26 protein-coding genes are annotated in these 24697 nt (G+C 71.7%); 18 read left to right on the forward strand and 8 right to left on the reverse strand.

Annotated features, from left to right (window positions below; genetic code table 11):
* Positions 1 to 31: 31 nt before the first annotated feature.
* Positions 32 to 778, forward strand: coding sequence for a Mut7-C RNAse domain-containing protein (locus ACWPQI_RS04170; protein WP_474738664.1), 747 nt, complete (start codon positions 32 to 34; stop codon positions 776 to 778).
* Positions 779 to 783: 5 nt separating this feature from the next.
* Here the strand turns inward: ACWPQI_RS04170 and ACWPQI_RS04175 are convergent, their stop codons facing one another.
* A complete protein-coding gene (locus ACWPQI_RS04175; RefSeq protein ID WP_474738665.1) occupies positions 784 to 1488 on the reverse strand; it encodes an ANTAR domain-containing protein in 705 nt (234 codons plus the stop codon).
* A gap of 190 nt (positions 1489 to 1678) precedes the next feature.
* Here ACWPQI_RS04175 and ACWPQI_RS04180 point away from each other — a divergent pair, with 190 nt between their 5' ends.
* The gene (locus ACWPQI_RS04180; protein ID WP_474738666.1) at positions 1679 to 3820 is read left to right on the forward strand and encodes an NAD(+) synthase; all 2142 of its coding nucleotides are present in this window, start codon (positions 1679 to 1681) and stop codon (positions 3818 to 3820) included.
* Here ACWPQI_RS04180 and ACWPQI_RS04185 read toward each other — a convergent pair.
* Together ACWPQI_RS04185 and ACWPQI_RS04190 are read right to left on the reverse strand one after the other, a co-directional pair.
* The gene (locus tag ACWPQI_RS04185; protein ID WP_124258734.1) at positions 3791 to 5068 is read right to left on the reverse strand and encodes a MalY/PatB family protein; all 1278 of its coding nucleotides are present in this window, start codon (positions 5066 to 5068) and stop codon (positions 3791 to 3793) included. The genes ACWPQI_RS04180 and ACWPQI_RS04185 overlap by 30 nt on opposite strands.
* A gap of 163 nt (positions 5069 to 5231) precedes the next feature.
* Positions 5232 to 5825: a maleylpyruvate isomerase family mycothiol-dependent enzyme gene (locus tag ACWPQI_RS04190; protein ID WP_474738667.1), complete on the reverse strand. Its 594-nt coding sequence runs from the start codon at positions 5823 to 5825 to the stop codon at positions 5232 to 5234.
* Positions 5826 to 6151: 326 nt separating this feature from the next.
* Between ACWPQI_RS04190 and ACWPQI_RS04195 the strand changes: the two genes are divergently transcribed.
* On the forward strand, positions 6152 to 7129 hold the full coding sequence (locus ACWPQI_RS04195; RefSeq protein ID WP_017680617.1) for an LLM class F420-dependent oxidoreductase: 978 nt from the start codon (positions 6152 to 6154) through the stop codon (positions 7127 to 7129).
* Positions 7130 to 7254: 125 nt separating this feature from the next.
* On the forward strand, positions 7255 to 7590 hold the full coding sequence (locus ACWPQI_RS04200) for a hypothetical protein (protein ID WP_225222236.1): 336 nt from the start codon (positions 7255 to 7257) through the stop codon (positions 7588 to 7590).
* A gap of 18 nt (positions 7591 to 7608) precedes the next feature.
* Here ACWPQI_RS04200 and ACWPQI_RS04205 read toward each other — a convergent pair whose 3' ends face one another.
* On the reverse strand, positions 7609 to 7857 hold the full coding sequence (locus tag ACWPQI_RS04205) for a hypothetical protein (RefSeq protein WP_017680618.1): 249 nt from the start codon (positions 7855 to 7857) through the stop codon (positions 7609 to 7611).
* A gap of 664 nt (positions 7858 to 8521) precedes the next feature.
* Here ACWPQI_RS04205 and ACWPQI_RS04210 point away from each other — a divergent pair.
* Genes ACWPQI_RS04210 through ACWPQI_RS04225 form a run of 4 tightly spaced genes read left to right on the forward strand, consistent with a single transcriptional unit; the run spans position 8522 to position 12171 of the window.
* Positions 8522 to 9529 carry an ABC transporter substrate-binding protein gene (locus ACWPQI_RS04210; protein ID WP_017680619.1) on the forward strand — a complete coding sequence of 336 codons (1008 nt, stop codon included), beginning with the start codon at positions 8522 to 8524 and terminating at the stop codon, positions 9527 to 9529.
* Positions 9526 to 10635, forward strand: a complete 1110-nt coding sequence (locus ACWPQI_RS04215; RefSeq protein ID WP_017680620.1) for a FecCD family ABC transporter permease — start codon at positions 9526 to 9528, stop codon at positions 10633 to 10635. The genes ACWPQI_RS04210 and ACWPQI_RS04215 overlap by 4 nt, the downstream gene beginning before the upstream one ends.
* Positions 10632 to 11414, forward strand: a complete 783-nt coding sequence (locus ACWPQI_RS04220; RefSeq protein ID WP_026137726.1) for an ABC transporter ATP-binding protein — start codon at positions 10632 to 10634, stop codon at positions 11412 to 11414. Before ACWPQI_RS04215 ends, ACWPQI_RS04220 begins: the two co-directional genes overlap by 4 nt.
* Positions 11407 to 12171, forward strand: a complete 765-nt coding sequence (locus tag ACWPQI_RS04225; protein ID WP_234420164.1) for a (2Fe-2S)-binding protein — start codon at positions 11407 to 11409, stop codon at positions 12169 to 12171. Before ACWPQI_RS04220 ends, ACWPQI_RS04225 begins: the two co-directional genes overlap by 8 nt.
* A 6-nt stretch (positions 12172 to 12177) precedes the next feature.
* On the opposite strand, the gene ACWPQI_RS04230 is transcribed toward ACWPQI_RS04225, so the two are convergent.
* Complete coding sequence (locus ACWPQI_RS04230; RefSeq protein ID WP_017680623.1) at positions 12178 to 12582, reverse strand: DUF1304 domain-containing protein; 405 nt, start codon at positions 12580 to 12582, stop codon at positions 12178 to 12180.
* Complete coding sequence (locus tag ACWPQI_RS04235) at positions 12579 to 13040, reverse strand: cupin domain-containing protein (protein WP_017680624.1); 462 nt, start codon at positions 13038 to 13040, stop codon at positions 12579 to 12581. Before ACWPQI_RS04235 ends, ACWPQI_RS04230 begins: the two co-directional genes overlap by 4 nt.
* A gap of 87 nt (positions 13041 to 13127) precedes the next feature.
* On the opposite strand from ACWPQI_RS04235, the gene ACWPQI_RS04240 reads away from it, so the two are divergent.
* Positions 13128 to 14195, forward strand: coding sequence for a helix-turn-helix transcriptional regulator (locus ACWPQI_RS04240; protein ID WP_474738668.1), 1068 nt, complete (start codon positions 13128 to 13130; stop codon positions 14193 to 14195).
* Between the two features lie 34 nt (positions 14196 to 14229).
* The gene (locus ACWPQI_RS04245; RefSeq protein WP_017680626.1) at positions 14230 to 15495 is read left to right on the forward strand and encodes a serine hydrolase domain-containing protein; all 1266 of its coding nucleotides are present in this window, start codon (positions 14230 to 14232) and stop codon (positions 15493 to 15495) included.
* 87 nt (positions 15496 to 15582) lie between these two features.
* Here ACWPQI_RS04245 and ACWPQI_RS04250 read toward each other — a convergent pair whose 3' ends face one another.
* Both ACWPQI_RS04250 and ACWPQI_RS04255 read right to left on the reverse strand, forming a co-directional pair.
* Entirely contained in the window at positions 15583 to 16344 is a 762-nt protein-coding gene (locus ACWPQI_RS04250; RefSeq protein WP_017680627.1) for an IclR family transcriptional regulator, read from the reverse strand.
* Positions 16341 to 17804, reverse strand: a complete 1464-nt coding sequence (locus ACWPQI_RS04255) for an APC family permease (RefSeq protein ID WP_474738833.1) — start codon at positions 17802 to 17804, stop codon at positions 16341 to 16343. Before ACWPQI_RS04255 ends, ACWPQI_RS04250 begins: the two co-directional genes overlap by 4 nt.
* Positions 17805 to 18240: 436 nt before the next feature.
* Between ACWPQI_RS04255 and ACWPQI_RS04260 the strand changes: the two genes are divergently transcribed.
* Genes ACWPQI_RS04260 through ACWPQI_RS04295 form a run of 8 tightly spaced genes read left to right on the forward strand, consistent with a single transcriptional unit; the run spans position 18241 to position 24670 of the window.
* On the forward strand, positions 18241 to 18831 hold the full coding sequence (locus ACWPQI_RS04260; RefSeq protein WP_029539987.1) for a MauE/DoxX family redox-associated membrane protein: 591 nt from the start codon (positions 18241 to 18243) through the stop codon (positions 18829 to 18831).
* A gap of 41 nt (positions 18832 to 18872) precedes the next feature.
* Entirely contained in the window at positions 18873 to 19487 is a 615-nt protein-coding gene (locus tag ACWPQI_RS04265; RefSeq protein WP_474738669.1) for a redoxin domain-containing protein, read from the forward strand.
* A gap of 36 nt (positions 19488 to 19523) precedes the next feature.
* The gene (locus ACWPQI_RS04270; RefSeq protein ID WP_010593819.1) at positions 19524 to 20186 is read left to right on the forward strand and encodes a methylamine dehydrogenase light chain; all 663 of its coding nucleotides are present in this window, start codon (positions 19524 to 19526) and stop codon (positions 20184 to 20186) included.
* Positions 20183 to 21496: a hypothetical protein gene (locus ACWPQI_RS04275; protein ID WP_026137730.1), complete on the forward strand. Its 1314-nt coding sequence runs from the start codon at positions 20183 to 20185 to the stop codon at positions 21494 to 21496. The genes ACWPQI_RS04270 and ACWPQI_RS04275 overlap by 4 nt, the downstream gene beginning before the upstream one ends.
* Positions 21493 to 23103: a multicopper oxidase family protein gene (locus tag ACWPQI_RS04280; RefSeq protein ID WP_040274038.1), complete on the forward strand. Its 1611-nt coding sequence runs from the start codon at positions 21493 to 21495 to the stop codon at positions 23101 to 23103. Before ACWPQI_RS04275 ends, ACWPQI_RS04280 begins: the two co-directional genes overlap by 4 nt.
* An 11-nt stretch (positions 23104 to 23114) precedes the next feature.
* Positions 23115 to 23459, forward strand: a complete 345-nt coding sequence (locus ACWPQI_RS04285; RefSeq protein ID WP_017680631.1) for a plastocyanin/azurin family copper-binding protein — start codon at positions 23115 to 23117, stop codon at positions 23457 to 23459.
* Positions 23456 to 23788, forward strand: coding sequence for a cupredoxin domain-containing protein (locus tag ACWPQI_RS04290; RefSeq protein WP_010593823.1), 333 nt, complete (start codon positions 23456 to 23458; stop codon positions 23786 to 23788). Before ACWPQI_RS04285 ends, ACWPQI_RS04290 begins: the two co-directional genes overlap by 4 nt.
* Before the next feature lie 45 nt (positions 23789 to 23833).
* Positions 23834 to 24670: a methylamine utilization protein gene (locus ACWPQI_RS04295; RefSeq protein WP_203011435.1), complete on the forward strand. Its 837-nt coding sequence runs from the start codon at positions 23834 to 23836 to the stop codon at positions 24668 to 24670.
* Positions 24671 to 24697 lie beyond the last annotated feature (27 nt).

Below are 24697 nucleotides of genomic sequence, written 5' to 3' on the forward strand. Positions count from 1 at the left end.
GCCGATGCCCGCTCCGCGCGACCATCGTTCGATGACTGGCCATGTCGAGGTCCGGGCGTACGCCGAGTTGAACGACTTCGTCGCGCCCGAGTCGCGGGGCGTCACGGTGCGACGGCCGTTCCGGAGCCACCAGACGGTCAAGGACGTCGTCGAGGCGATGGGCATCCCGCACACGGAGATCGACCTGATCGTGGTCGACGGGGAGCCGGTGGACTTCGCGTACCGCCCGCGGCCGGGTGCCCGCATCGCGGTCTATCCGTTGTTCGAGGCGCTCGACATCGAACCGATCACCCGGCTGCGCCCGGTTCCGCTGCGGGAGCCCCGGTTCGTGGTCGACGTGAACCTGGGCCGGCTCGCACGCCTGCTCCGGCTGCTCGGGTTCGACGTGATCTGGACGTCGGACATGGACGACGCGGAACTGGCGCGGATCGGGAGTGCCCATCAGCGGATCCTGCTGACCCGCGACCGGGGACTGCTCGAGCGCCGGGAGATCACCCACGGGCTGTTCGTGCACGCCGACCGTCCGCTCGAACAGATCGTCGAGGTCGTGCGCCGGCTCGATCTCGGGGCACGGTTCACTCCGTTCACCCGATGCCTGCGCTGCAACGGCAGGCTCGTCGCCGTGTCCAAGGAGGAGGTGCTCGATCAGCTCGAGCCGCTCACCCGCCGCTTCTACGACGAATTCTCCCGCTGCACGGACTGCGGCCGGATCTACTGGGCGGGCTCGCACCACCGGAATCTGGTCGCCCTCGTGCGGGAGATCGATGCGGAGCTCTGACGCGCTCAGACGCGCAGACCGACCTCGACGATCGCCTGGGCGACGGCGCGCACCGGCGCCTGACGGCGGCGCGCGTAGGAGCGGATCAGCTCGAATGCCGCAGCCGGGGTGACGCCGCGGGCCTGCGCGGTGATGCCCTTGGCCTGCTCGACGACGATGCGGGTGGCGAGCGCGGTCTGCAGCTGCGCCGAGAGTTGTTCCTGCTGGCGCATCTTGTCGGAGTTGACGATGTAGCCGGTGGCCATGTCGGCGAACACCTGCGCGGCGGCGAGCTCGTCGTCGGCCCATTCCCGGGGTTCGCGGCAGTAGAGGTCCAGGGCGCCGACCTTGACCTCGCCGAGTTGCATCGGGACACCGGCGACGGCGGCGATCCCGAGCCGCCGCGCCTCGGCGGCGAACTCCGGCCACAGGTCGTCGCGGCCGCGGACATCGGCGACGGCGATGGTCTCGCCGTGGGTGAAGGCGTGCGCGCACGGTCCGGCGTCGAATCGTTCCTGGCACCGCTCCATCGCGTCGACCTGTTCGCCGGCGGCGGTGACGAACCGGAGCCGGCCGTCGACGTGCAGAGTCACTCCCGCTCCTGTCAGTTCGAGCACGGAGGTCACCTTGCCCACGACTGCGTCGAGAGCGGCGTCGACCTCGTACGGGGTCAGCAGGCGCTGCGCGAACTTCGACAGCGCAGCGACGAACTCCTCGTGCCGGTAGGCCATCACCACCCCCTGGGCCGCCAGGACGTATCCCGATTCTTCCGTACTGCAAGTGTTCCCCGAAACGCCGAGATGATGCCGCGAAAGTCCGGATCCGGACCGCTCCACGGCCCCGGGTGGCGCCGAGCGGCCGGATCCCTAGGATTCGATCACGCGATCCGGGCGCCGCGGGCGCGAGCAAGGAGGCTGTGCGATGAACGAGGAAGCCGGCCCTCGGGACGTCCCCGACACCGAGGCGAGAGCCGAGTTCCGGTCCAGCTACCGCCACGGCTTCCTGCGGGTCGCGGCCTGCGCGACGCCGACGGCGATCGTCGACCCGGCGGCCAACGCGGCGACGGTGCTGCGGGCCGCACGGGTCTGCCACGACGACGGGGTCGGGCTCGCGGTGTTTCCCGAGCTGACGCTGACCGGGTACTCGATCGAGGACCTGTCGATGCAGGACACGGTGCTGGAGGCGGCCGAGCGGGCACTGGCGGAGGTCGTCGCCGGCTCGGCGGGCCTCCTGCCCGTCCTGCTGGTGGGGCTGCCGTTGCGGCACCGGCACCGGATCTACAACGTGGTGGCGGTCGTGCACCGCGGGCGGATCCTGGGGGTCGCACCCAAGTCGTATCTGCCGACGTATCGGGAGTTCTACGAGCGCCGGCAGCTCGCACCGGGCGACGACGTGCGCGGCACGGTTCGCCTCGCCGGTCACGAGGTTCCGTTCGGTCCCGACCTGCTGTTCGAGGCCACGGATGTTCCCGGTCTGGTGCTGCACGTGGAGATCTGCGAGGACATGTGGGTGCCGATCCCACCCAGCGCGGAGGCCGCTCTGGCCGGCGCCACGGTGCTGGCGAACCTGTCCGGCAGTCCGATCACCGTCGGCCGCGCCGAGGACCGGCATCTGCTGGCTCGTTCGGCGTCGTCGCGGTGCCTGGCCGCCTACGTGTACTGCGCGGCGGGAGCGGGGGAGTCCACCACCGATCTGTCCTGGGACGGGCAGGCAATGGTGTACGAGAACGGGATGCTGCTCGCCGAGACCGAGCGGTTCCCGCGCGGCGAACAGCACGCGGTGGCCGACGTCGACCTCGAGCTGCTGCGCAACGAGCGCACCCGCATGGGCACCTTCGACGACAACCGGCGTCGTCACGCCGCCCGTCTCGACGCGTTCCGCCGCATCACGTTCACCCTCGCACCCCCGCTCACCGACATCGGCCTGCGACGCCGGGTCGAGCGCTACCCCTTCGTGCCCGCCGACCCGGCCCGCCTCGAGCACGACTGTTACGAGGCCTACAACATCCAGGTCGCGGGGCTCGAACAGCGCCTGCGTGCGCTGAGTGGTCCGACGGCGGGCGGGCCGAAGGTCGTCATCGGGGTGTCGGGCGGACTCGATTCCACCCACGCGCTCATCGTGGCGGTCAAGGCGATGGACCGGCTCGGCCGTCCGCGTGAGGACGTGCTCGCCTTCACCCTCCCGGGGTTCGCGACGAGCGACCGGACCCGGGAGAACGCCCGCCGGCTGTGCCGCGCGCTCGGGGTGACGCTCGAGGAAATCGACATCACCCGTGCCGCCCGCGTGATGCTCGAGGACCTGGGTCACCCGTTCGCGCGCGGGGAGCGGGTCTACGACATCACGTTCGAGAACATCCAGGCCGGGCTGCGCACCGACTACCTGTTCCGGGCCGCGAACCAGCGCGGTGGGCTGGTGCTCGGGACGGGGGACCTGTCGGAGATCGCACTGGGCTGGTCGACGTACGGCGTCGGGGACCAGATGTCGCACTACAACGTCAACGCCGGGGTGCCGAAGACGTTGATCCAGCATCTGATCCGCTGGGTCGTCTCGTCCGGGCAGTTCCACGCCGAGGTCGGCACCGTTCTCGAGGCCGTCCTGGGTACCGAGATCAGTCCCGAGCTGGTCCCGGTCGGGGAGGGGGAGACACCGCAGAGCACCCAGGCCGCGATCGGTCCGTACGACCTGCACGACTTCTTCCTGTTCCAGGTGCTGCGCTTCGGGTTCCGGCCGTCGAAGATCGCCTACCTGGCGTGGCAGGCCTGGCACGAGACCGGTGCCGGGGACTGGCCGGCCGGCCATCCCGAGCATGCCCGCCGCGCGTACGACCTGCCCGAGATCCGGCGGTGGCTGGGCGTGTTCGTCCAGCGGTTCTTCGCCTTCAGTCAGTTCAAGCGGTCCGCGATGCCGAACGGTCCGAAAGTGGCTGCCGGTGGCTCGCTCTCACCGCGCGGGGACTGGCGCGCGCCCTCGGATGCGTCCGCGCGCATCTGGCTCGACGAACTCGAGCGGGAGGTGCCGCGCGACCGGGACTGCTCAGGTGCCGAGGAGATCGGTCAGCGGTGAGTCGGCTCGCCGGCCGCGCAGCGCCGCCGAGACACCGTCGAGGATGTGCTCGAGGACGGCCCCCGACGTGGCGAAGTTGATGCGCACGAACGCTTCTGCCGAACGTCCGAAGGGTCGGCCGCCGTCGACCAGCACCCGGCCGAGGTCCCGGATCCGGCGGACCGGATCGTCGACGGCCAGAGCCGAGACATCGACCCAGCTGAGGTAGGTGCCCTCCGGGCGATGGTGGCGGGCTTCCGGCAGGTGCTCACGCAGGACCGTGTCGACCCGCCGGCGGTTGCGGTCGAGCACGCGGAGCAGGGCCTCCTGCCAGTCCTGGCCGTGTCGCCATGCGGCCAGGGTGCCGAGCACGGCAGGGGTCGAGACGGTGCCGTACAGGTCGGGCGGTTCTCGGTCCCGCACGGCAAGCAACTGCTTCGACCCGTAGTGCGCGACGGCACAGCGCAGGCCGGCGATGTTGAATGCCTTGCCGGCCGAGGTGAGGGTGATCGTCCGCGCCGCCGCGTCCGCACCGATCGACGCGAACGGGATGTGCCGGTGGGGCGCGTAGATCAGCTCCGCATGGATCTCGTCGCTGACGACGAGCAGGTCGAACTCGGCGGCAAGTTCGGCGATGCGGGTGAGTTCGGGACGGGTGTGGACCCGTCCCGTCGGGTTGTGCGGGTCGACCAGGACGAGCACTTTCGGGCGTTCGGCGACGAGCGAGGCCCGGAGCGCGTCGAAGTCGAGCCGCCACCCCTCCGGGGTGTCGACGAACGGGAATTCGACGGTCCTGCGGCCCATGGTCGCGATCGTGGCCAGGAACGGCGGGTAGTTCGGGGTCTGGATGACGACACCGTCGCCGCGCTCGGTGTGCACATGCAGGATCAGCTGCAGCGCCTGGATGAGATCGGTCTGCTCCCGCACGTCGGCGGGGTCGATCGTCCATCCGTACCGGGACTGCATCCGCCGGGCGAACTCCGCGCGCAGCGGGGTGCCGCCGGCCCAGTCGGGGTAGCCGAGCTCTCCCGACCGGGCCGCGTCGCACAGCGCGTCCCGGATCGAGGGGGCGATCGGGAAGTCCATGTCGGCGACCCAGGCCGGCAGGGCCCCGGCGCGGACGGCGCGTGCCCACTTGACGCCGGTGCGGCGGACGAGATCACCGATCTCGAGGTCGTCGAATCCGGGTTGCCGGGCTTCCGGCGCGGGTGACGCTCCGGTCAACGGGGATCCCCGGGTCGAGGTCGTCTCCGGTGCGGCGATCCGCATCCGGTCGGCGTCGTTCCTCGTCGGGTGGCCGAACGGTCCATGCAGTGAGTGTGCCCGCGGCGCGGATCGGGCGGAGGCGAACCCGAAATCCGACCCGGGGCCGATGCTCCGTCACCCTGCTGTAGGAGACGGCGACCCGGGTGCCTTCGAGTCGGCCCGTCGGTCAGTCACGGCGCAGGGTGCGGCCGTCGGGCAGGGTGCGGCCGCTCAGCAGTGCCACCAGGCGGCCGCTGTCGGCCCGCACCACCTCGCCGCTGCCCCAGCTCCAGTCGGCGTCGTCGGCTTCGAGCCGGACCTCGGTCAGGTCGACCCCGAACACTGCGCCGTTCGCGGCGGTGAGCTGGTCGAGGACGGCTACCACGGCCTCGGCCGGGGCAACCGTCGGCCGCTCGAGCGCGACCGTGACGTCGAGGGAGTGGATCACTGCATGGCTGAGCGCGCCGGCCGCGCCGCCACCCGGCGGCTGCCACGCGTGCAGCAGCGGCGACCGGAGATGGGCCAGGTGTTCGGAGACCGGAAGGAACGCGTCGCGGGCGGCCACGGTGTCGGACAGCACGGTGAAGTCGCCGCCCGCCGCCGCCATCTCGGCTCCGAACTGTTCGGGTGTGAGCCGCGCCGGCATCGTTGCGTGCGCGACCACGTGGCGCACCTGCCATTTCTCGCAGAGCGAGGGCGCGTCCCAGGTCTCCGCGGGGACGGAGGCGAGCAGGTCGGCCAGGCCGTCGTAGGTCGGCGCGACCCCGGATTGCACGTTCACAGCAGGTCCCTTTCACGCGGTGGGCAAGGTGATCCTCGAGCTCGCAACGCGAGACGAGGAAGCCGGCGCGGGGCTCGGACGAGCGCCTCGGCGGGCGCGTGTCATCGATATTCCGAACCTTCCGCAGTCGAAGCACCCGCGCCGGCGATGACGGTGATGCGAGAGTTGAGACTCCGCGGACGGGACGAACTCATCGGGGGACGGTGGAGCCGCGGCCACGGCTCCTGCCCGACTGTCGTGTACCGAGACGACCGGTGGGTATTCGACAGGGACGGATCGCCGGCCCCGGCGCGGCGCCCGACACCGACCATGGGAGGAAGCGAACAGTGACCGACTTCGGCTACACCATGCTCTGCGAACAGTCCCGGCCCGACCACCTCGTCCGCGACGTGCAGATGGCGGAGCAGGCCGGCTTCGATTTCTCGGTGATCAGCGACCACTACAACCCGTGGCTGGAGGAACAGGGACATTCCGGATACGCGTGGTCCGTCCTCGGTGCCGCGGCGCAGGCCACCGAGCGGATCCCGCTCATGACCTACGTGACGTGCCCGATCCTGCGGTACCACCCGGCGGTGGTGGCGCAGAAGGCGGCGACGATGCAGATCCTGTCCGGGGGCCGCTTCCGCCTCGGACTGGGCGCGGGGGAGAACCTCAACGAGCACGTCGTCGGCAAGGGCTGGCCCGCCGTCGGCACCCGGCACGAGATGCTGGCCGAGGCCGTGGAGATCATCTCGGCACTGTTCGACGGCGGGAACGTGAACTTCCGCGGCGACTACTTCGACGTCGAGTCCGCGCACCTGTACGACCTGCCCGAGGACCGGGTGCCGATCGGGATCGCCGTCTCCGGCGCGCGGTCGTGCTCCCTCGCCGGGGAGAAGGCCGACCTGATGGTCGCCACCGAACCCGAGCCGGACCTGACCCGGATGTTCGACGAGGCGGGGGGAGCGGGCAAACCGCGGGTCGGGCAGATCGCCGTCTCCTACGACACCGACCGCGACGCGGCTGTGCGACGGGCACACGAGCAGTTCCGCTGGTTCGGCCTCGGCTGGAAGGTCAACCCGGATCTGCCCGCGCCGTCCTCGTTCGCGGCCGCGACCCAGTTCGTGACGCCCGAACAGGTCGGGGCGCAACTTCCGTGCGGCGACGACATCGACGAGTACGTCGACAAGATCCGGCCGTTCGTCGAGGCGGGGTTCACCGAGGTCGCCCTCGTCCAGATCGGCGGTGACCGGCAGGAACCGTTCATCCGGTGGGCCGAACAGGAGTTGCTGCCGGCGCTGCGCAGTCTGCTGCCGGGCTCGTGAAACGCGGGAGCCGCGCGCCGCGATGGTCTCGGTAGAAGTCAGTTCTCACTGACGCCGCAGGCCTCGTCAGCGGTGTGCTCCGGCAGGCGCAAACCGACGGTCGTCCGGCGTCGAAGGGTGTCGAGATGTACGTCGAACCGCGCGTGGCCGGACTGCGTCAGTGGCGCACCGAGCGTCTCGAGGATTTCGTGGCCGAGCTCGAACGCACGACCGACCCTGCCCTGCCGTGTTCCGCCCGCGACGTCGCGCGTACCGAGCTGGCGTCGCGCCGGGAGGGCGGAACGGTGGACTGGGTGTGCCGGGTCAGGACCCGGCCCGGGTCCGGCGGTCGTTCCTCGCTGCTGACCCTGGCGCTGCCCATCAGGCTGTCGGAACCGGAGGTGCGCCACGCGGCCCTGGCCCGTGCCCGCGAACTGTTCGGGTCCGACGTCGTCGTCGACAGCGTGCAGTTCGGCAACTGAGGAAGTTCGCCGGAACGGTCAGGGACCGAGCCGCACCGCCGAGATCACGCCGGAGACGGTGGCGGCGGCACCGACCGCGACGAAGCCGGTGACCATCGTGGCGACGGCCCCCGCGGAGACGACCGTACCGAGCACGGTGCCCAACCGCGGACGCAGGCCGGGCGCCGGGCGGGCCGGGGCGGGGTCGTCGAGGCGTACCGGGTGGCGCACCGCCGCGGGCGGCAGAGCGAAGTGGGGGTCGGGTCGGTGGGCGAAGTTCTCGGACATCAGTGTCTCCCCGTCCGTCGTTGACACTTTGTGCCTCCAGTGTCGCGGCGCCGGGTCTCCGGCAGATGGCCGCATTTTGAACTCTGGGTTTCGTAGAGTCGGCCTGCCCGCGCCCGGACGCCGGCCACCGCCCCCTGCGCGGTGACCGGCCCCGCCGGTCCGCATCCCCACTCGACGTTCCGGCGCGTTCCCCTCCGGGGAGGGGCCGGGGGCGACGGCTCCGGCTGCACGAGAGTGCGGCCTGTCCGACAGCCTCCATTCGGTGGAACGCATCGGAGCTTGCCGCGGTGCCGGAGCGAGCGTCGCGAACGGGGTGAAAGCAGGGGTGAATTTCGAGCACGCGGCGCGGACGGCGCCCGGCCGCCGTTCCGAGGACCCGCGCATTCGGGACCGACCCTGCGATACGTGCCGGCCGTCGACATGCATAATGACCGCAGCGTTGCTGACGCCCATGCAGGGAAAGTCCGGTCCGAGTCCGGCGCTGACCCGCAACGGTAGACCGTCCACCCGACGGTGAGCCCGATCGCCTGCATGGACGTGCGCGACTCCGGTATTTCGTCGTGGTCTACGAGATGGAGTCCAGCAGGGTAGTCGGTGACCTCTGTCCGGGGCCGCTGCCGTGCCGGAGTCTGCCCCGTGCCACCTGAGCAGAGCACGAGGTCCCATGCCCGTCGACTTCCGCCGTCCCGCCACCGCGGTTCTCGCCGTCCTCGCCGTCGCCACCGCGGCCGGTTGTTCGCGCGGCGCCGACATCGGCGCCGGCCCGTCCGCGGCAGCCTTCGCCGAACCGGTCTCGATCACCAATTGCGGACGCACCGCCACCTACGACGCGCCCCCGCAGCGGATCGTGTCGATGAACGACCACGTCACCGAAACCCTGATCCAGATGGGCGTGGGGGACCGCATCGTCGGCATGGGCTACGGCGAGAAGGACGACCCGCTCCCGGAGACGGCCGAGCAGTTCCGGGCGATCCCGTCGCTGGCCGCCGAGTACCCGACATACGAGCAGATCCGCGACCTCGAACCGGACCTGGTCGTCGGCGGGATGCGCAGCGCATTCGACGACAAGACCGGTCGGGGGCGGGACGCGCTCGAGCAGGCGGGGATCCACACGTTCCTGTTCTCCGAGTACTGCGGTGCCGGCTTCTCCGATATCGCCCTGCTGGAGAACGACTTCGCCCAGCTCGGCGCTCTTCTCGGTGTCGAGGAGCAGGCCGCGGATCTGACCCGGTCGATCACCGCGGAACTCGACGCGGTACGTGCCCGGCTGGCGCAGGCTGCCGTCGCACCCGTGCGCACCTTCTTCTACGACTCCGGCGAGGCCGAACCGCTCTCGGTCGGTGGCGTGGGCATCGGCAACCTCATCGCCGGCTACGCCGGCGCCGACAACATCACCGCCGAAGGCCCGAAGCCGTACTTCACCACCGGCTGGGAGATCGTCGGTGAGCGCGCACCCGAGGCGATCGTCGTTCTGGACTACGGTGCGACCAGCGCGCAGGACAAGATCGCCTATCTGAAGAACCAGCCGATCGTGGCCACCACACCCGCCGTGCGCAACGACCGATTCGTCGTCGTGCCGCTCGACGACTTCTTCGAAAGTTCGCGCATGGTCGATTCGGTCGAGACGATCGCCCGCGGACTGCACCCGGCCGCATTCCCGGACGCGCCGTGACCGCCGCCGGCACCCTGACCGGCCCGTCGTCGCCGCACGCCCCGGCCACGACGGTCCGGGCAGGCGAGGGGGGCGCGCACCATCGTTCGCTGTGGCTGATCCTGCCGCCGCTGCTCGCCGCGCTCGTGCTGGCGCTGGCGGGCGCCGTATCGCTGGGCACGGTGAACATCCCCTTCGGCGACGTGTGGGCGATCGTCGCGCACCGCCTCGCCCCGGGAGCCTTCATGCCGTGGTGGACCGCGGCGCGGGAAGCGATCGTCGTCGACTCCCGCCTGCCCCGAGCGCTGACGGCGGCCGTCGTCGGTGCCGCGCTCGCGATCGCCGGGGTGGTGGCGCAGGCGGTGACCCGCAATCCGCTGGCCGACCCCTATCTGCTGGGCGTGTCCTCCGGCGCCGGGTTCGGGGTGGTGCTGGTGACGGTCCTGGGTGTCGGCGGCGGCGCCCTCGGAGCCTTCACCCTGCCGTTCGCGGCCTTCCTGGGAGCCCTGGTCCCGCTCGCCGGCGCGATCGCGGTCAGTGTGCGCGCCCACGCCGTCACCGCGATCGTCCTCGTCGGCGTGGCGATGTCGATGGTGTTCTCCGCGGCGACCACCTTCACCCTGCTGGTCCTCGGTGACGACCACCAGCTCGGCACCGTGATGCGCTGGCTGGCAGGAGGATTCGGGGATGCGACCTGGTCCGTGCTGGCCGTGCCCGCGCTGGTCCTGCTCGTCGTCGGCGGCGGCGTCCTGCTGTGCGGCCGGCAGCTGAACCTGCTGCTCGTCGGCGACGACGGGGCGACCGCGCTGGGAATGGACGTGCGGCGGTTCCGCATCCTGATCCTGCTCGCGGTCTCGCTGCTCACCGCCGCGGCAGTGGCGGTCTCGGGGACCGTCGGTTTCATCGGACTGCTGATCCCGCACGTCGCCGGTCACCTCGTCGGCCGCAACAGCGTCCGGTCGATACCCGTGGCGGCGGTGGCCGGGGCGCTCGCGCTGGTCCTGGCCGACGTCGTCGCCCGCTCGGTCAGCAGCTCGACCGAACTGCCGGTGGGGGTCGTCACCGGACTGCTCGGGGCACCGGCCTTCCTCGTCATGCTGTGGCGCAGCTACGGGCGGGAGTGGTGACCTGCCTGCGCGCCACCGGGGTCCGTGCCCGGCTGGGCGAACGCATCGTTCTCGACGGGGTGGACCTCGACGTGGCGGCGGGCCGGGTACTCGCCCTCGTCGGACCCAACGGCAGCGGCAAGACGACCCTGCTGCGCGCCTGTTACCGCGCGGTGCCGGTCGGGGCCGGCACGATCACCGTCGACGACCGGGACGTCACCGACGTCACGCGCCGCTCCCTCGCCCGCCTCGTCGGGGTCGGCGTCCAGGAACCGGTCGCGCTCGGCGGGACGACCGTCCGCGAATCGGTGCAGCTCGGGCGCACCGCCCGCCGCGGCTGGCTCGAACCGTTCGGCGACGACGACCGGGCGGTGGTCGAGGACGTGCTCGGCCGGCTCGGGCTGCTGCACCTCGCCGACCGCGACGTGCTCGCCCTGTCCGGGGGAGAGCGTCAGCGTGTCTCCATCGCCCGGGCCCTGGCCCAGCAGCCCCGGGTGCTGCTGCTCGACGAGCCGACCAATCACCTGGACCTGCGTCACCAGCTGACCGTGCTGGAGTTGCTGCGCGGCCTCGCCGCGGACGGGCTCGCCGTCCTGGTGACGCTGCACGACCTGCGGCTGGCGACCGAGTACTGCGACCGGATGGCGGTGCTGAACCACGGGTCGGTGGTCGCCGAGGGAACTCCGGAGGACGTCCTGCAACCCGCGCTGCTGGCGGAGGTCTTCGGCGTCCGCGGCCGGGTCGGTGTGGACGGCGACGGCCGGCGCACCCTCGACGTCCGGGGGCCGGTCGATGCCTGACCGCCACTCCGGTGCCGTGGCGCGTGCCTATGCCGCGGCCCGGTCCCTGCTCGGCGACTTCGCGCACACCGTCGACCTCGGGCCCGTCGTCCTTCCGGGCAGGCTCTCGACCGATCCGCAGTGGCTGGCCGAACGGGTCCGCGACACCGGACGCAGATGGGACTGCCCCGACCCCCGGGTCGCCGGCACGCTCTGGTGGTACTCGGCGAGTTCGACACTCGTGGCCGGACCCGTCGCGATGCTCCTGGCCACCGGCTGCGCCCCCGACCCGGACCCGGCCCGGTGGCGCTGCACGCTGCGACCGGACGGCTACCTCGGCGCGGTACGGTCCTCACACCTGCTGACCGGGGCCGATGCCTTCGCGCGTGCTCTCGGGCCGGCGCTGTCGGCGATCGTCGTACCGCTCGCGGGGGTGTCGGGTGCCTCGGAGCGGGCGCTGTGGGCCGTCGCGTCCGACTCGATCGCCAACCGCGCCCTCGACGCCGGGCGTGCCGCCCACCGCACCGAGGACGGATGCGCTCTTGCCGCCGTGCTGTCCGTACCGCCCCTGCTCCCACCGCGTTTCGTCGACGTCGGACCGGGCGGGAGCGGGACGGCGGCGCCGGGATCGCCGGAATCGGGACGGCGCTTCGTGCGCCGCAGCTCCTGCTGTCTGATCTACCGCGCGACCGGCAGCGACAAGTGCACGAGCTGTCCGCGCCGGGCACCGGCCGACCGCGACGCGGCGTTGCGGCGGTACGTCGCCGCACGGACGTGACGCGGATCAGGCCGCCGCGAGCGCGATCAGCGCGATCGCCGGTGGCGTGCACTGCGCCGCGGCACCCCCGAGCCCGGCGCCGCGGGGCCGGCTCATGGCCAGGCGGTCCGAGACGAACAGGGCGATCCCGGCGAGCAGCATGAACGAACACGTGTAGAGCACGAGCGCGCGTCCGACCGTGTCCTCGCCCGCCCGCCACAGGGCCACCCCCATCAGCGCCCCGGCGCCGAGGAACAGGTTGTAGAAGCCGACGTTGAACGCCCACATCCGCACCGCCGCGACGTCGCCGGAGGGAATGCGGAACAGGTCCTCGTGGATCGACGGCCGCCGGAACAGCAGCGTCTCCCACACGAACGCGAGCAGATGCACTGCCGCGGCGAGGGACGCGGCGAGCTGGGCGAGGGTGATCACGGCGCACCCGCCTCCGTTGCGAGCGCGACCCCGTACCGGTCGGCGACCGCTCGGAGCGCGCGGGCGGACTCGCCCGGCGACTGCGGCGACGCGAGGCCCTCGAGCGCGCCGAAGAAGCCGCTCATCGACGTCCCGGCCGCGATCAGCAGGAAGGTCGCGGTGCCGGTCAGGACGGTGAAGGAGTTCATCGTTCCCGCCGCCACGGTGATCGTGTCCCCGCCCGCGAGTTCGTGCACCTCCGTGCCGGCGCGGACCAGGATCCGGCCGGTGAGAACGTGATACGACTTGGCCCACGGTTCGGCGTGCAGCGGTGGCGGCTCGGTGCGCGGCGCCTCGACGAGGAAGAGTTCGTACGCTCCGCCGGCGTGTGCGCCGGTGGACAGGGCCGTGACGGTGGCGTCGGGCAGGGTGAGACGACGGCCCTCGCCCATCCTGCAGAGTTCGGTGTTCTCGGTCATGCCTGTCACGTTAGGAACCGCCCGGCCGGTGGCCCATCCCCGGAAACGGGGATGGGTGGTAGCCCGCCACCGGCGCATACTGGGATCATGCTCGAGATCCGGGCGGAGAAGGTGGGCCGGGAGGTGGTGGCGCTCGCCGCCGCCGGCGCCGACGTGACCCAGGTGCACGAGCGTGCCATCGAACTCGTGGGCCGAACGGTGCGCAGCGACCTGACGTGCTGGGCGATGATCGATCCCCGGTCCCTGACGATCGGCTCCATGACCAGCGGCCCCGACCGGATTCCGCCGGAGTACGAGCCGCTGCTCGCCGAGAGCGAGTACCGCGGGCACGATCCCGGCACCTTCGCCGAGTTGTTCCGCACCGGCCGCACGGCGACCCGGGGATCGGATCTGCCCTCGGACGAGGTGGCCCACTGTCTTCGCCACGCCGAGGTGTGGCGTCCGCTCGGAGTGGAGAACGAACTGCGCGTGATCTTCCGGAGTGGTGAATTGTGCTGGGGAGCAGCAGGATTCGTTCGATCCGGGGTGGACTTCACCGATGCCGAGGTCGAGTTCCTCACGCAGGTGGCGCCGGCGGTGGCGGTCGCGACCCGCGCCGCCGTGCGCGCCACCGCCCCCTCGGGCCGGGGCGACCCGGGTCCGGCGGTGGTCCTGACCGGGGCCGGAGGCGAGCCCCTCGCGCTCACGGCAGCCGCCCGCGACTGGGAGGAACGATTCGACGAGATCGCACCGGGACGGCTGGCCGTCATGGTGCGCGCCGCCGCGTTCGGGGCGCGTGCGAGCGGTTCGGGTGTGTTCCGAACGCGGATCCGCGACACCACCGGCGGCTGGATCCTGCTGCGGGCCACCGCGCTGCTCGGGGGTGACGAACCGCAGACCGTGGTCACGCTCGAACCCGCGGCCGGTGGCGAACTCGCCGAGTTGCTGCTCGCCGCCTACGCCCTCACGGCCCGGGAACGGGACGTGTGCCTCGAGGCGATGGCCGGGTACTCGACCGCCGAGATCGCGGCCCGTCGCGGCATCACCCCGAACACCGTCCACGATCACCTCAAGGCGATCTACACGAAGACCGGCGTGCGCAGCCGGGCCGAACTCACCGCCCTCCTGCGGTCCGGACGGGACCTGCGCCGAGCCGCCGTCGCCGCGCCGGAGTGAGCACACCGGTCGAGCGCATCTGCCAAGATCAGGTATGCCCCTGACCCGGCGGATACTGCCCGTGCTGTGCGCCCTCGGGCTCCTGGTCGCCTGCACGGCCACGGACGACGCGGCACCCGGCCCGCCCGGATCGGCGGACAACGCGGCCGCGTCGGCGACCTCCTCGTCGGCCGACCCCGCGCAGGCCGAGGCCGTGGACCGGATCGTGCGCGACACCATGGCGGAGTCGCATCTGAAGGCGGCGATCGTGCGCGTCACCGTCGACGGCAGGGAGATCCTCACCCGCGCCTACGGCGAATCCACCACCGGCGTGCCGGCGACGACCGACATGCACTTCCGCAACGGCGCCGTGGCCATCTCCTACGTCGCCACGCTGCTGCTGCAACTCGTCGACGAGGGGACGGTCCGCCTCGACGACACGGTCTCGACGTGGCTGCCCGACATCCCGCATTCGGACCGGGTCACCCTCGGCCAGCTCGCCCAGATGACCTCCGGCTACGCCGACTACGTGCAGAATCCCGAACTGTCGGACGCGATCTACCGGGACCCGTTCCGGAACTGGACACCCGAGGAACTTCTCGCCTTCGGCACGTCCCAGCCCCTCTTCTACGAGCCCGGCACCAACTGGAACTACGCGCACACCAACTACGTGATCCTCGGCATGGCCCTCGAACGGATCACCGGCCGGCCGGTGGCGGAACTGCTGCAGGAGAAGGTGCTCGACCCGCTCGGACTGGACGGCACGACGCCGTCGCAGACGCCGGCGATCCCGGAACCGGTGCTGCATGCGTTCAGCTCGGAACGCCGGCAGGCGCTCGGGATCCCCGTCGCGACCCCCTTCTACGAGGAATCCACGTTCTGGAATCCCTCCTGGACGATCACCCACGGGGCCGTCCAGACCACCGACATCCACGACCTGCACGACACCGCGGTCGCCGTCGGCACCGGCGCGCTGCTCTCACCGGAGTCGTACCGGGCGATGGTGTCGACCGACCTGCGCGGCCGCACCACCGCGCTTCCCGGTTGTCCCACGTGCTTCCCGCAGTCCGAGGGCTACACCTACGGACTCGGGGTGGTGATCACCGGCAACTGGCTGATGCAGAACCCGCTGTTCGGTGGGTACGCCGCGGTCGAGGCATACCTGCCGTCGCAGAAGATCGCCGTCGCCGTCGCCGTCACCTACGCGCCGGCGGCGTTCGACGACGCCGGCGCGTACTCGAACGAGGCCGACACGCTCTTCCGGCGGATCGGTGCGCAGCTCGCCCCGGACGACGCGCCCCCGTCGCGGCCCGCCCGGTGACATTCCCGCCCATGCCCGCCCGGTGACATTCCCGCCCATGCCCGCCCGGTGACATTCCCGCCCCTACCCACCCGGTGACATTCCCCGTCAGAGCAGCCCCGACAGCCGTGCCGAGCCGTCGACGAGGAACCGGACGAGCGCCGCGTCGTCCGGGGTGACCCGCGACGCCGACCCCTGCAGGTAGAGGCCGCCGACGACGAACGCCGACCGGTCCCGGATCGGCGCCGCCAGCGCGGCCCGCCCGATCCGGCACTCCTCACCCTCGTACGCGTAACCCGCGACAGCGACGGCGCGCAGTTCCTCGGCGAGAACGCCGGGGTCGCAGATCGTGTGGTCGGTCAGGCGACGCAGCCGCGGATCGGGACGCACGTGCGGATGGTGCGCGAGCATCAGCTTGCCGAGGGCGTTGGCATGCAGGTTCTTCGCCAGCGCACCGACGGCGACGATCTCGTGGTCGGGATCCTTGTCCACGAACCGCAGCCGCCCGGCCGCGAACGACGCGACGTGCACCCCGAAGCGGGTGCGGGTCCGCAGCTCCTCCACGGCGTCGTGCAGCGTCGGCGACGGGCTCGTCTCGACGGCCGCCCGCGCCAGCTCCGCGGTGCGACGGCCCAGCGCGAAGCCGGACAGGTCCGGCACACGGACGAGGAACCCGTCGGCCACGAGCAGGTTGAGCATGCGGTACGCGGTGGTCGGCGGCACCCCCGCGAACCTGGCGATCTCCTTCGCGGACGTGCCGGGGCCGAGCTGCGCGACCGCCTCGAGCATTCCCAGTGCCTTCTGCACCGCGCCCGGCTGCTGCCCGCTGAAGTGCGAGTCGTCCGCGTGCACGGACACGTGCGCCGTCAAGCCGGGTCCCCGTCGCGGGAGTGCGGGACGTCCGGAAGTATGCGCGGCCGCCCGTCCGCACCGATCACGAGAGTCCCCGCCCCGGGGAGGATGTCCCCGGTCTCGACCGAGTCGAACGCCCCGATCGTCGCCAGGCTGCCCGGCCGGACCCGCCGCAGGACGTACTGCCACACCGTGCCGGACACCGCGACCGCCGCGAGCGCCGCGGGCACGATCCACACGCCGTGCGCGGTGCCGTCGACGGCGATGTAGCCGAGCAGACCGATCCCCAGGACCGAGACGAACACCGCGGCCGCCCGCGTCACCACGGTGTGCTCGCCGATGCGGTGCAGGAACCGCCACGACGCGACGGCCACCAGTGTGTAGGCCACGACGAGGCCGATCTCGACGACACCGTCGAACGACCCCGAATCCGCCTCCGCGAGGGACGCATACAGGCATGCACCGGTGAGACTCGCGGCCGTGAAGGCGAGCACGCTCACATGCGGGGTGCGGAACCGGTCGTGGACCCGGGCGAGGGTGCTCGGCAGCACCCGCTCGACGCCCATCGAATACAGCAACCGCGAACCGGCTTGCGCGCAGCCCAGGGTCGACGCCAGCCACGAGCACGTCATACCCGCCTGCACGGCGAGCACCACGCCGACACTCGCGCCGGACGCCGTGCCGTCGAAGTACGCGCCGACGACGACGGCGGCGTGACCGGACAACGCGGCCCAGGCAGCGAACACGAACAGCACACCGACGACGACGGGAGAGATCAGCACGGTGCGCGTGACGGTCACCAACGGCCGCTTGGCTTCCGGGCCGAAGAACGCGGCGCTCTCGAAGCCGGCCATCGACAGCACGGTGAGCATCGCGAGGAACGGCATGATGCTCAGCGGGGCGTCCGGCAGTTCGGTGGTGGCCGGGCCCGCCCCGGCCGGGGTGCCCACCATGAGCGCCACGACGAGCACGAGCGAACACGTCTCGACCAGCAGGATCGCGCGCGTTGCGAACCGCACCCCACGCACGGTGACCACCGCGACGGCGAGCGCCACGAGACCGATCGTGACCGACCACGGCGCGGCACCGGACACGTGCACACCGAACAGGTCGGCGATGCGGAGCAGGCTCTGCGCGGCCTGCGACATCACCGAGATCGAGATGCCGAGATAGCCCACCAGCAGGGCCGCGCCCGTGGTGAGGGTCGCGCGGGCACTCAGGCCCTGGAACACGAAGCTGTAGAGCGAGCCGGCCGCGGCGAGCCGCCGCGTGAACTGCGTGATGCACAGCGCCACCGACGCCACCACGGCGGTGGTCCCCGCGATCGCGAGCAGGCCGCCCACGCCCGGGCGGTGAGTCACCATCCACAGCGCGATGAACACCATCCCGGTGGCCGGCGCGATCGTCGACAGGGACTGGCCGAGCAGGTCGACGGGGGTGAGCTGCCGGCGGCCGAGGGCACGCAGCGGCGAGTACACCGGATCCCGGCGAGTTCCGGCATCCCGTGAGCGGGCAATCGCGGCCCGGAGTGCGGTTGTCACGATCGTCGTGTCCCGTCTGTGCGTCCGTGCGGCCGGCGGTGCCGGCACCCGGGCGGTGAACCGCCTCAGGGCGAGGGACAACGTAGCGCCGCGGTGTTACGCGACGGTTTCCTCCGCGAACGACATGTGGACGGCAAGTGGGAATCCGCCCGGGACAGCGCTGTGGCCCGCGCCACCCCACGGCCCGGGTGCCCGGCGAACAGGTCCTCCGAAAGGTCGAGAAACCGCGCCCACCTGCAGCGTTCGCATGAGGCGCACCGCGACGCCGGGTTCCACTCGCGGTGCCCCCGGACGTTTCCCCGACGACCCGTTCGCGACGCATCCGGTGCGCACGATTGAGCGGCACGATCATTCGACTGCGAAGGGGACGACCATGATGTGGGCGGTGGTAGCGGCGCTCGTCGGCGGGACGTTGTTGCTCGCGGGGGTGCCGAAGGCCGGCGATCACGAGGGGCTGCTGCGCGTTGTCCGCGGTTACCGGCTGCTGCCGTCCGGGGTCGAGCGGGTGGTCGCGCGGGTGCTGCCCGCCGCCGAGATCGTCGTGGGTGCCCTGCTGGTGTTCGGCGTCGCCGGCCGCACCGCCGCGGCCGCCGCAGCGGTGCTGTTCCTCGGCTTCTTCGTCGGCCTCACCGTGAACCTCGCCCGCGGCCGGCGCGAGCTCGACTGCGGCTGCTTCGCGTTCGGCGACCACGATGCGGCGCCGCGTATCGGCTGGTTCCACTCGGTGCGGGCCGGCGGGTTCGCCGTCGTGTCGATCGTGCTGGCCCTCACCGGGCCCCCGGGCATCGGCGTGCTCGAGCAGGCGGCAGCGCTCGCACTCGCGGCGCTCGTCCTCACCGCCGCCCTCGCGGCAGCCCAGTTGCGCGCCGTGGTCCACGTCGGGCGCCGGCCCGTCGACGAACACCTGACCCCCGCGTCCGCCGAACTGCGTGCCGTCGCCACCGTGTCGCGCTACGGCGCCTGAGAACCCCTCTCCCGAAACCCTTTCCGAGACAGGACCGATAGATGGACACCATTCTTCTCGTTGCGGTCACCGTGCTGACGGCGGCGGTCGCCGTGCTGTTCCTGATGGTGCTCGCGCTGGCCCGCGAGATCGGCCGGGTGCAGGTCCGGCTCGGACCCCTCGGGGCCCGCATGATGGAGACCGGCCCGAAGATCGAGCAGGCGGGTCCGTCCTTCCGTGGCCTCACCGACCACGTCGGACGCACCGTCGGCATCGGCGGGCACCGGGACCGGCCGCAGCTGCTGCTGTTCACGGCGCCCACCTGCTCCACCTGCAAGAGTCTGCTGCCCGGCGTCCGCGCGATGGCCAAGGCGGAGAGGGACTTCGACGTCGTGATCGTCTCCGACGGCACACCCGAGGAGCACCGGCAGTTCCTCGCCGGCAGCAACATCGGCACCGAACTGAGCTACGTCGACGGCCGCGACGTCGGCATCGCCTACCAGGTCGGCACCACGCCCTACGGGGTGATCCTCGACGAGCACGGCAAGATCCGCGCCAAGGGCCTGTGCAACCACATGGCCCAGGTCGAGAGCCTGCTCAACGCCCTCGAGACCGGCACCCCGTCGCTGCAGCACCTGCACGAACAGGCCAAGGCCCGCGCCGCCGCGAGCGCCTGAATCCCCCCGGACGAACGGAGAGATGCGTTGGAAGAGATGTACGAGAACCGGTACCCGGTCGACAAGGAGACCGTCGAGGAACAGGCCGCCTGGATGGCCGGCAAGGGCGGCTCGTTCATGAGCCGGACCGGACGCCGGATGTCGGAGCAGGTGTCGCGCCGCTCGATGATCAGCCGTCTCGGCCGCTGGACGATGGGTGTGTCGGGAGTGGCGCTCATCAGCTCGCTTCCGGTGACCCGCACCGCGTTCGCGCAGGAGCCCGCACCCGATCCCGGCCCGGAACCGCTCGTGCCCGTCTACGACGGCAAGGATCCGGCCGAGTGCGAGTACTGGCGCTGGTGCAACATGGACGGCACCTCCTGCGCGGCCTGCAACGGCGGCGGAGTGACCACGTGCGCGCCGGGTAGCAAACCGGGTGCCGAATTCTGGGTCGGGTGCTGCACGAACCCCGACACCGGCAAGACCTACCTCATCGCCTACTACGACTGCTGCGGGGCCCCGTCGTGCTCCAACGCGTTCTGCGGCGAGCCGGACATGCAGGCCGTGATGTACAACCCGGTCTCGGGCAGTTACGACCAGGAGATCATCTGGTGCGTCTCCGACGAATCCCAGTCGTACACCTGCACCATGGCCCCCATCATCGGCGAGGACTGCCAGGCCCGTCCCGCCGAGCGTCCGAAGGTCGGTGCCGGATCATGACATTGCGTTCCCGTCGCCTCGTGCGTCCCGCCGCGGCCGCCGTGCCCCTCGCGCTGCTCGTCACCCTCGCCGGCTGCGGCTCGTCCGGCGACGACCCGAGCACCGCCGGCGACGTCACCTATCCCACCGTCGAATTCACCACCCCGGGGGAGGGCATCGCCCTCGGGCACGACGACCAGGAGATCGGCGACACCATCCCCGAACCGCTGCACGTCTCCGAGATCGAGCCCATCGGGCGCGACGAACTCGTCGCCGTGGCAGGCGGATTCGGGAAGCTGGAGCTCGGTGTCAACGTCCTCGACCCGAAGACGGGTGTCGCCGGCAGCCGCATCGTCGTCGGGCCCGGCATCTGGGACCCGGTGATCCACGGCTTCGTCGGCGAGACCCCGTCCGACCCGGCCGTTCTCGCCGCCGAAGTGTGGCGTCCCCGCGGATCGCGGGGCGCCGCCGACTTCACCGTCAGCACCTACTCCGGAAACCTGCTCGAGCCCGCCGAGGCGCTGCTGCCCGACGTCGCGCGTGTGCACTCGCGGCCCGGTTCCAACGCGGTCACCTCCGACGGGCGGTACTTCGTCACCTGGGACGACGGCCTCTACGGCGTCCGCGTCGTGGACCTCGAGACGAGGCAGCAGAGCGGAGCCGTGCAGCTCGTCGGCTGCGGACCGTTCACCTGGACCGTGGACCACGAGATCTACAGCGTGTGCGAGGAGACCGGTGAGCTCGTCCGGATCTCCGTCGGCGACGACGGCGTGCCCGCCGAGACCGCCCGGGCGAAGGTGCTGCCGGACGACTTCGTCAGCGCGCGGAAGGTCGGGTGGGCCGCCGAGGCACGCAAGGCCCTGCTGGTCGGGGAGAACGGCGACGTGTACGTCTTCGACTTCTCGAACGGCCTGCCGCAGGACGCGGTGACGCCGATCGGCAACGCCGGCCGGCCCGAGGGCCGGTTCGCGAGCGACGTCATCGACAACACCGGCACCCGGATCGCGATCGCCTACACCGACTCACCGATCCATCCCAGTTCCGCCCGCGGCGGCGACCTGGCCCGCATCGTGCTGTCCGACGCCGCGAACCTCGCGCCGATCCGGTCGCTGAGCCTGCCGGACCTGGGACTGACCGACATCGCGAGCATGGCGTTCTCCGTGGACGGCGCCACGTTCTACGTGCTCGGCGGCAACCCGGAGGGGCAGGGCGAGGCGGCGCAGCGCATCGTCGGGTTCGACGCCGCGACCGGGCAGCAGGTCTCCTCGGTGGAGATCAGCGGCAACGTCGAGGATTTCACCGATCTGCTCACCCCCGAGGTGATCGGATGAGACCACCCGGCGCCGTGTTGGGCCGGCGCAGGTTCCTGGCCCTCGGCTCCCTCGGGGCCGGGGCGCTGGGGATGAGCGCGCTCGGGTTCGGCGCCGCCGGCTGCGCCACCGCATCGTCCGGTACGCAACCGGCCGGCGCCGGCGCGGAGAACGGGGCGGCGGCCGATCTCGACTACATTTCCCCGGCCGACCCGGAGGTCGCCGCCGCCGAGGCCGCCCGCGGCTGGAACGGCACCGTGGCGTCGTTCGCGCTGGCCGCCGGCGTCGCCACCGTCGACCTGGGTGGGCGTCTCGTCGACACCTGGACGTACGGGGGCCGGGCCGTCGCCCCGGAACTGCGGGTCCGCAGGGGTGACCGGCTCGACGCCGCGGTGCGCAACGACCTGCATGCCGACACCACCGTCCACTGGCACGGCATCCGGATCCGCAACGACATGGACGGTGCTGCGCCCGTCACCCAGGCGGCGATCGCGCCCGGCACGACGTTCGACTACAGCTTCGTCGTCCCGGACCCCGGCACCCACTGGTACCACTCGCACAGCGGCCTGCAGGCCGATCGCGGGCTGTTCGGCGCCCTGATCGTCGAGGACCCCGACGACCGCACCGGCGCCGACGCCGACGCCGTGCTGGTCCTCGACGACTGGCTCGACGGCCTGGGCACCACACCCGACGCGGTGCTCACCGCGCTCAACCCCGCGATCTCCGGCGGGCACGGCGGGCACGGCGGTGGTGCGGCACCCGGGGCGCAGCCCGCCGGGGACCTGGACGTCGCCCGGCAGCTGGTGAGTGCCGGGCACGGCGACTCCGCGGCGCTCGGCGGGATGACCCAGCACATCGCGTACCCGCTGCACCTGATCAACGGCCGGCCCCCGAACGATCCCACCCCGGTCGTCGCCGCGGCGGGGCAGCGCGTGCGGCTGCGGATCGTCAACGCGGCGGCCGAGACCCCGTACCGGTTCGCGGTGGCCGGGCACGAACTCACGATCGTCGCGGCGGACGGCTTCGACGTGCAGCCCACCGTCGCCGACACGATCGTCGTCGGAATGGCGCAACGCTACGACGTCCTCGTCACCGTGAAGTCGGGCGTGTGGCCGATCGTCGCGAAGGTCGAAGGGCGGCCAGGATATGCCTCGACGGTGCTGCGCACCCCGGACGCGGTGCCGATGGCCGACGCCGACGTGGGCGGCGCGATCCCCGAACTCGGCGGCCGGCTCGTCGCGGAGAGCGCGTTGCGGCCCGTCGAGGCCGTGCGGCTCGATCCACGCGAACTCGATCGGGACTACCGGATCGAGCTGATCCAGGCGGGGGGCCGCTACGTGTGGGGCATGGCCGGGACCGACGCCGGCCGCCTGGTCATGAAACAGGGTGAGCGCGTGCGGATCACGATGAAGAACTCGTCGACGATGTGGCACCCGATGCACACGCACGGGCACACCTTCGCGGTCGGCGCCTACGGCGGGCTGCGCCGCGACACCGTCAACGTGCTGCCCGGTGCCGAACTCGCGATCGAATTCGACGCCGACAATCCGGGTGAATGGATGTTCCACTGCCACAACGCCTACCACTTCGAAGCCGGTATGACCGCGAACCTGCGGTACATCCGATGAGAGGAATCGTCATGCGAAAGTTCGCCGTCCTGCTCGCCGGCCTGCTGACCGCGGTGAGCCTGTCCGCCTGCGGCACCGCCGGAGGTTCGGCCGAGCCCACCGTCGTCGTGGAGGTGAAGAACATGGCCTACAACCCGGAGTCGGTGACGATCGAGAAGGGCCAGACCGTCGAGTGGCGCTTCGACGACGGCGGACTGCCGCACGACGTGGTGGGGGAGGGCCCTCTCGAGGGCCGGCTGAAGAGCGAGCTCCTCACCGAGGGAACGTATTCCTACACGTTCGACGAAGCCGGCACCTTCACGTATCACTGCACGCCGCACCCGATGATGGTCGGCACCGTGATCGTCCGGGAATGAGCCGGCAGCCGGGGTGGGCTGCGGCCCTGCTGTTTCCGCTCGTCGCAGCCTGCGGCCCGTCCGATCGCCCCCCGGACGCGGTGGTGGTCGTCCGCAACGTCCACTTCGCGCCGCCCGACGTGACCGTGCCGGCCGGCGGCACCGTCGAATGGCGGTTCGAGGACGGCGGGGTGCTGCACCAGGTCGTATCGGAGGGGTCGTTCGACAGCGGGATCACCGCGGAGGGTACGTACTCCCGCACCTTCGACGAACCGGGCACCTACCCGTACACCTGCTCGGTCCACCGGTACATGACCGGCACCGTCACCGTCACCGTCACCGAATCCTGAACCAGCCGTCCGTATCCGGAAAACACCGATCCCCTGGAGGAAGTCATGACCGCAGTTCTCGCGCACGAGCCGCTGACGACGGACGTGCCGGACATCCGTCCCACCCTGCAGAAGGCCGTGCCGTCGCACACCCGTGCGGCGCTGATCGCCGCAGCCGGCGTCGCCGGTGCCGGGGCGGCGGCGCTGCTCACCCCGTCCGGGCCCGCAGCGACGACCGCCGCGGTCGTGGGTGCCGGAGCCGTCACCGCCCTGGCCGCGAACTGGTCGACGTGCGGCATGTCGGTCGCCGGCGTCGTCGCCGCCCCGAAGCAGCCCGACCGTCCGGGTTCGTCGACCCCGGTGCGCCGGCTCGGCTGGCACGCCCTCGGCTCGATCGCGACCGGTGCCCCGACCGGCGCGCTCGTCGGGGCGCTCGGTGCGCTCGTCGCCGGGGCGGTCCCGGTGACGTGGGCGCTCCTCGCGTGGGGTGTCGTCGCGTTCGCCTACGGCCTGCACGAGCTGGGCCTGGTGACGCTGCCGACGCCGATGCGCCGCAGGCAGCTGCCGCGGCACCTGCGTCGGTCGATGGCACCGTGGAAGGTCTCGCTGCTCTTCGGCGCCCTCATCGGGCCGGGTTTCGTGATCTTCATCCGGTCGAGCGCGTACTACCTGCTGGTGCTCGGCGTCGCCGCGGCCGGCTCACCCGTCCTCGGTGCCGCGCTGTTCGCGCTCGTCTCGCTCGGCCGGTGCCTGCCGAGCCTGTTGGCGATCGTGCACACCCGCGGCGGTGGGTCGATGCCGGGCTTCCTGTCGGCGATGTGCGTGGTCGACCGCCGGGTGCAGACGCTGACCGGCGCCGCGCTCGTCGCCCTCGGCGCATTCGCGGTCGTCGCCGCACTCTGACGTGCCTGCCCGCGGCGGCCCCGGGGC

This window comes from Rhodococcus sp. LMD (genome assembly GCF_056108245.1).

Bases quoted from the DNA above. Each gene is read 5' to 3' on its own strand.
- ACWPQI_RS04170 (WP_474738664.1), top strand. From the start codon at position 32: ATGACTGGCCATGTCGAGGTCCGGGCGTACGCCGAGTTGAACGACTTC.
- ACWPQI_RS04175 (WP_474738665.1), bottom strand. From the start codon at position 1,488: ATGGCCTACCGGCACGAGGAGTTCGTCGCTGCGCTGTCGAAGTTCGCG.
- ACWPQI_RS04180 (WP_474738666.1), top strand. From the start codon at position 1,679: ATGAACGAGGAAGCCGGCCCTCGGGACGTCCCCGACACCGAGGCGAGA.
- ACWPQI_RS04185 (WP_124258734.1), bottom strand. From the start codon at position 5,068: ATGCGGATCGCCGCACCGGAGACGACCTCGACCCGGGGATCCCCGTTG.
- ACWPQI_RS04200 (WP_225222236.1), top strand. From the start codon at position 7,255: ATGTACGTCGAACCGCGCGTGGCCGGACTGCGTCAGTGGCGCACCGAG.
- ACWPQI_RS04205 (WP_017680618.1), bottom strand. From the start codon at position 7,857: ATGTCCGAGAACTTCGCCCACCGACCCGACCCCCACTTCGCTCTGCCG.
- ACWPQI_RS04210 (WP_017680619.1), top strand. From the start codon at position 8,522: ATGCCCGTCGACTTCCGCCGTCCCGCCACCGCGGTTCTCGCCGTCCTC.
- ACWPQI_RS04225 (WP_234420164.1), top strand. From the start codon at position 11,407: ATGCCTGACCGCCACTCCGGTGCCGTGGCGCGTGCCTATGCCGCGGCC.
- ACWPQI_RS04235 (WP_017680624.1), bottom strand. From the start codon at position 13,040: ATGACCGAGAACACCGAACTCTGCAGGATGGGCGAGGGCCGTCGTCTC.
- ACWPQI_RS04240 (WP_474738668.1), top strand. From the start codon at position 13,128: ATGCTCGAGATCCGGGCGGAGAAGGTGGGCCGGGAGGTGGTGGCGCTC.
- ACWPQI_RS04245 (WP_017680626.1), top strand. From the start codon at position 14,230: ATGCCCCTGACCCGGCGGATACTGCCCGTGCTGTGCGCCCTCGGGCTC.
- ACWPQI_RS04260 (WP_029539987.1), top strand. From the start codon at position 18,241: ATGATGTGGGCGGTGGTAGCGGCGCTCGTCGGCGGGACGTTGTTGCTC.
- ACWPQI_RS04265 (WP_474738669.1), top strand. From the start codon at position 18,873: ATGGACACCATTCTTCTCGTTGCGGTCACCGTGCTGACGGCGGCGGTC.
- ACWPQI_RS04270 (WP_010593819.1), top strand. From the start codon at position 19,524: ATGTACGAGAACCGGTACCCGGTCGACAAGGAGACCGTCGAGGAACAG.
- ACWPQI_RS04275 (WP_026137730.1), top strand. From the start codon at position 20,183: ATGACATTGCGTTCCCGTCGCCTCGTGCGTCCCGCCGCGGCCGCCGTG.
- ACWPQI_RS04280 (WP_040274038.1), top strand. From the start codon at position 21,493: ATGAGACCACCCGGCGCCGTGTTGGGCCGGCGCAGGTTCCTGGCCCTC.
- ACWPQI_RS04285 (WP_017680631.1), top strand. From the start codon at position 23,115: ATGCGAAAGTTCGCCGTCCTGCTCGCCGGCCTGCTGACCGCGGTGAGC.
- ACWPQI_RS04290 (WP_010593823.1), top strand. From the start codon at position 23,456: ATGAGCCGGCAGCCGGGGTGGGCTGCGGCCCTGCTGTTTCCGCTCGTC.
- ACWPQI_RS04295 (WP_203011435.1), top strand. From the start codon at position 23,834: ATGACCGCAGTTCTCGCGCACGAGCCGCTGACGACGGACGTGCCGGAC.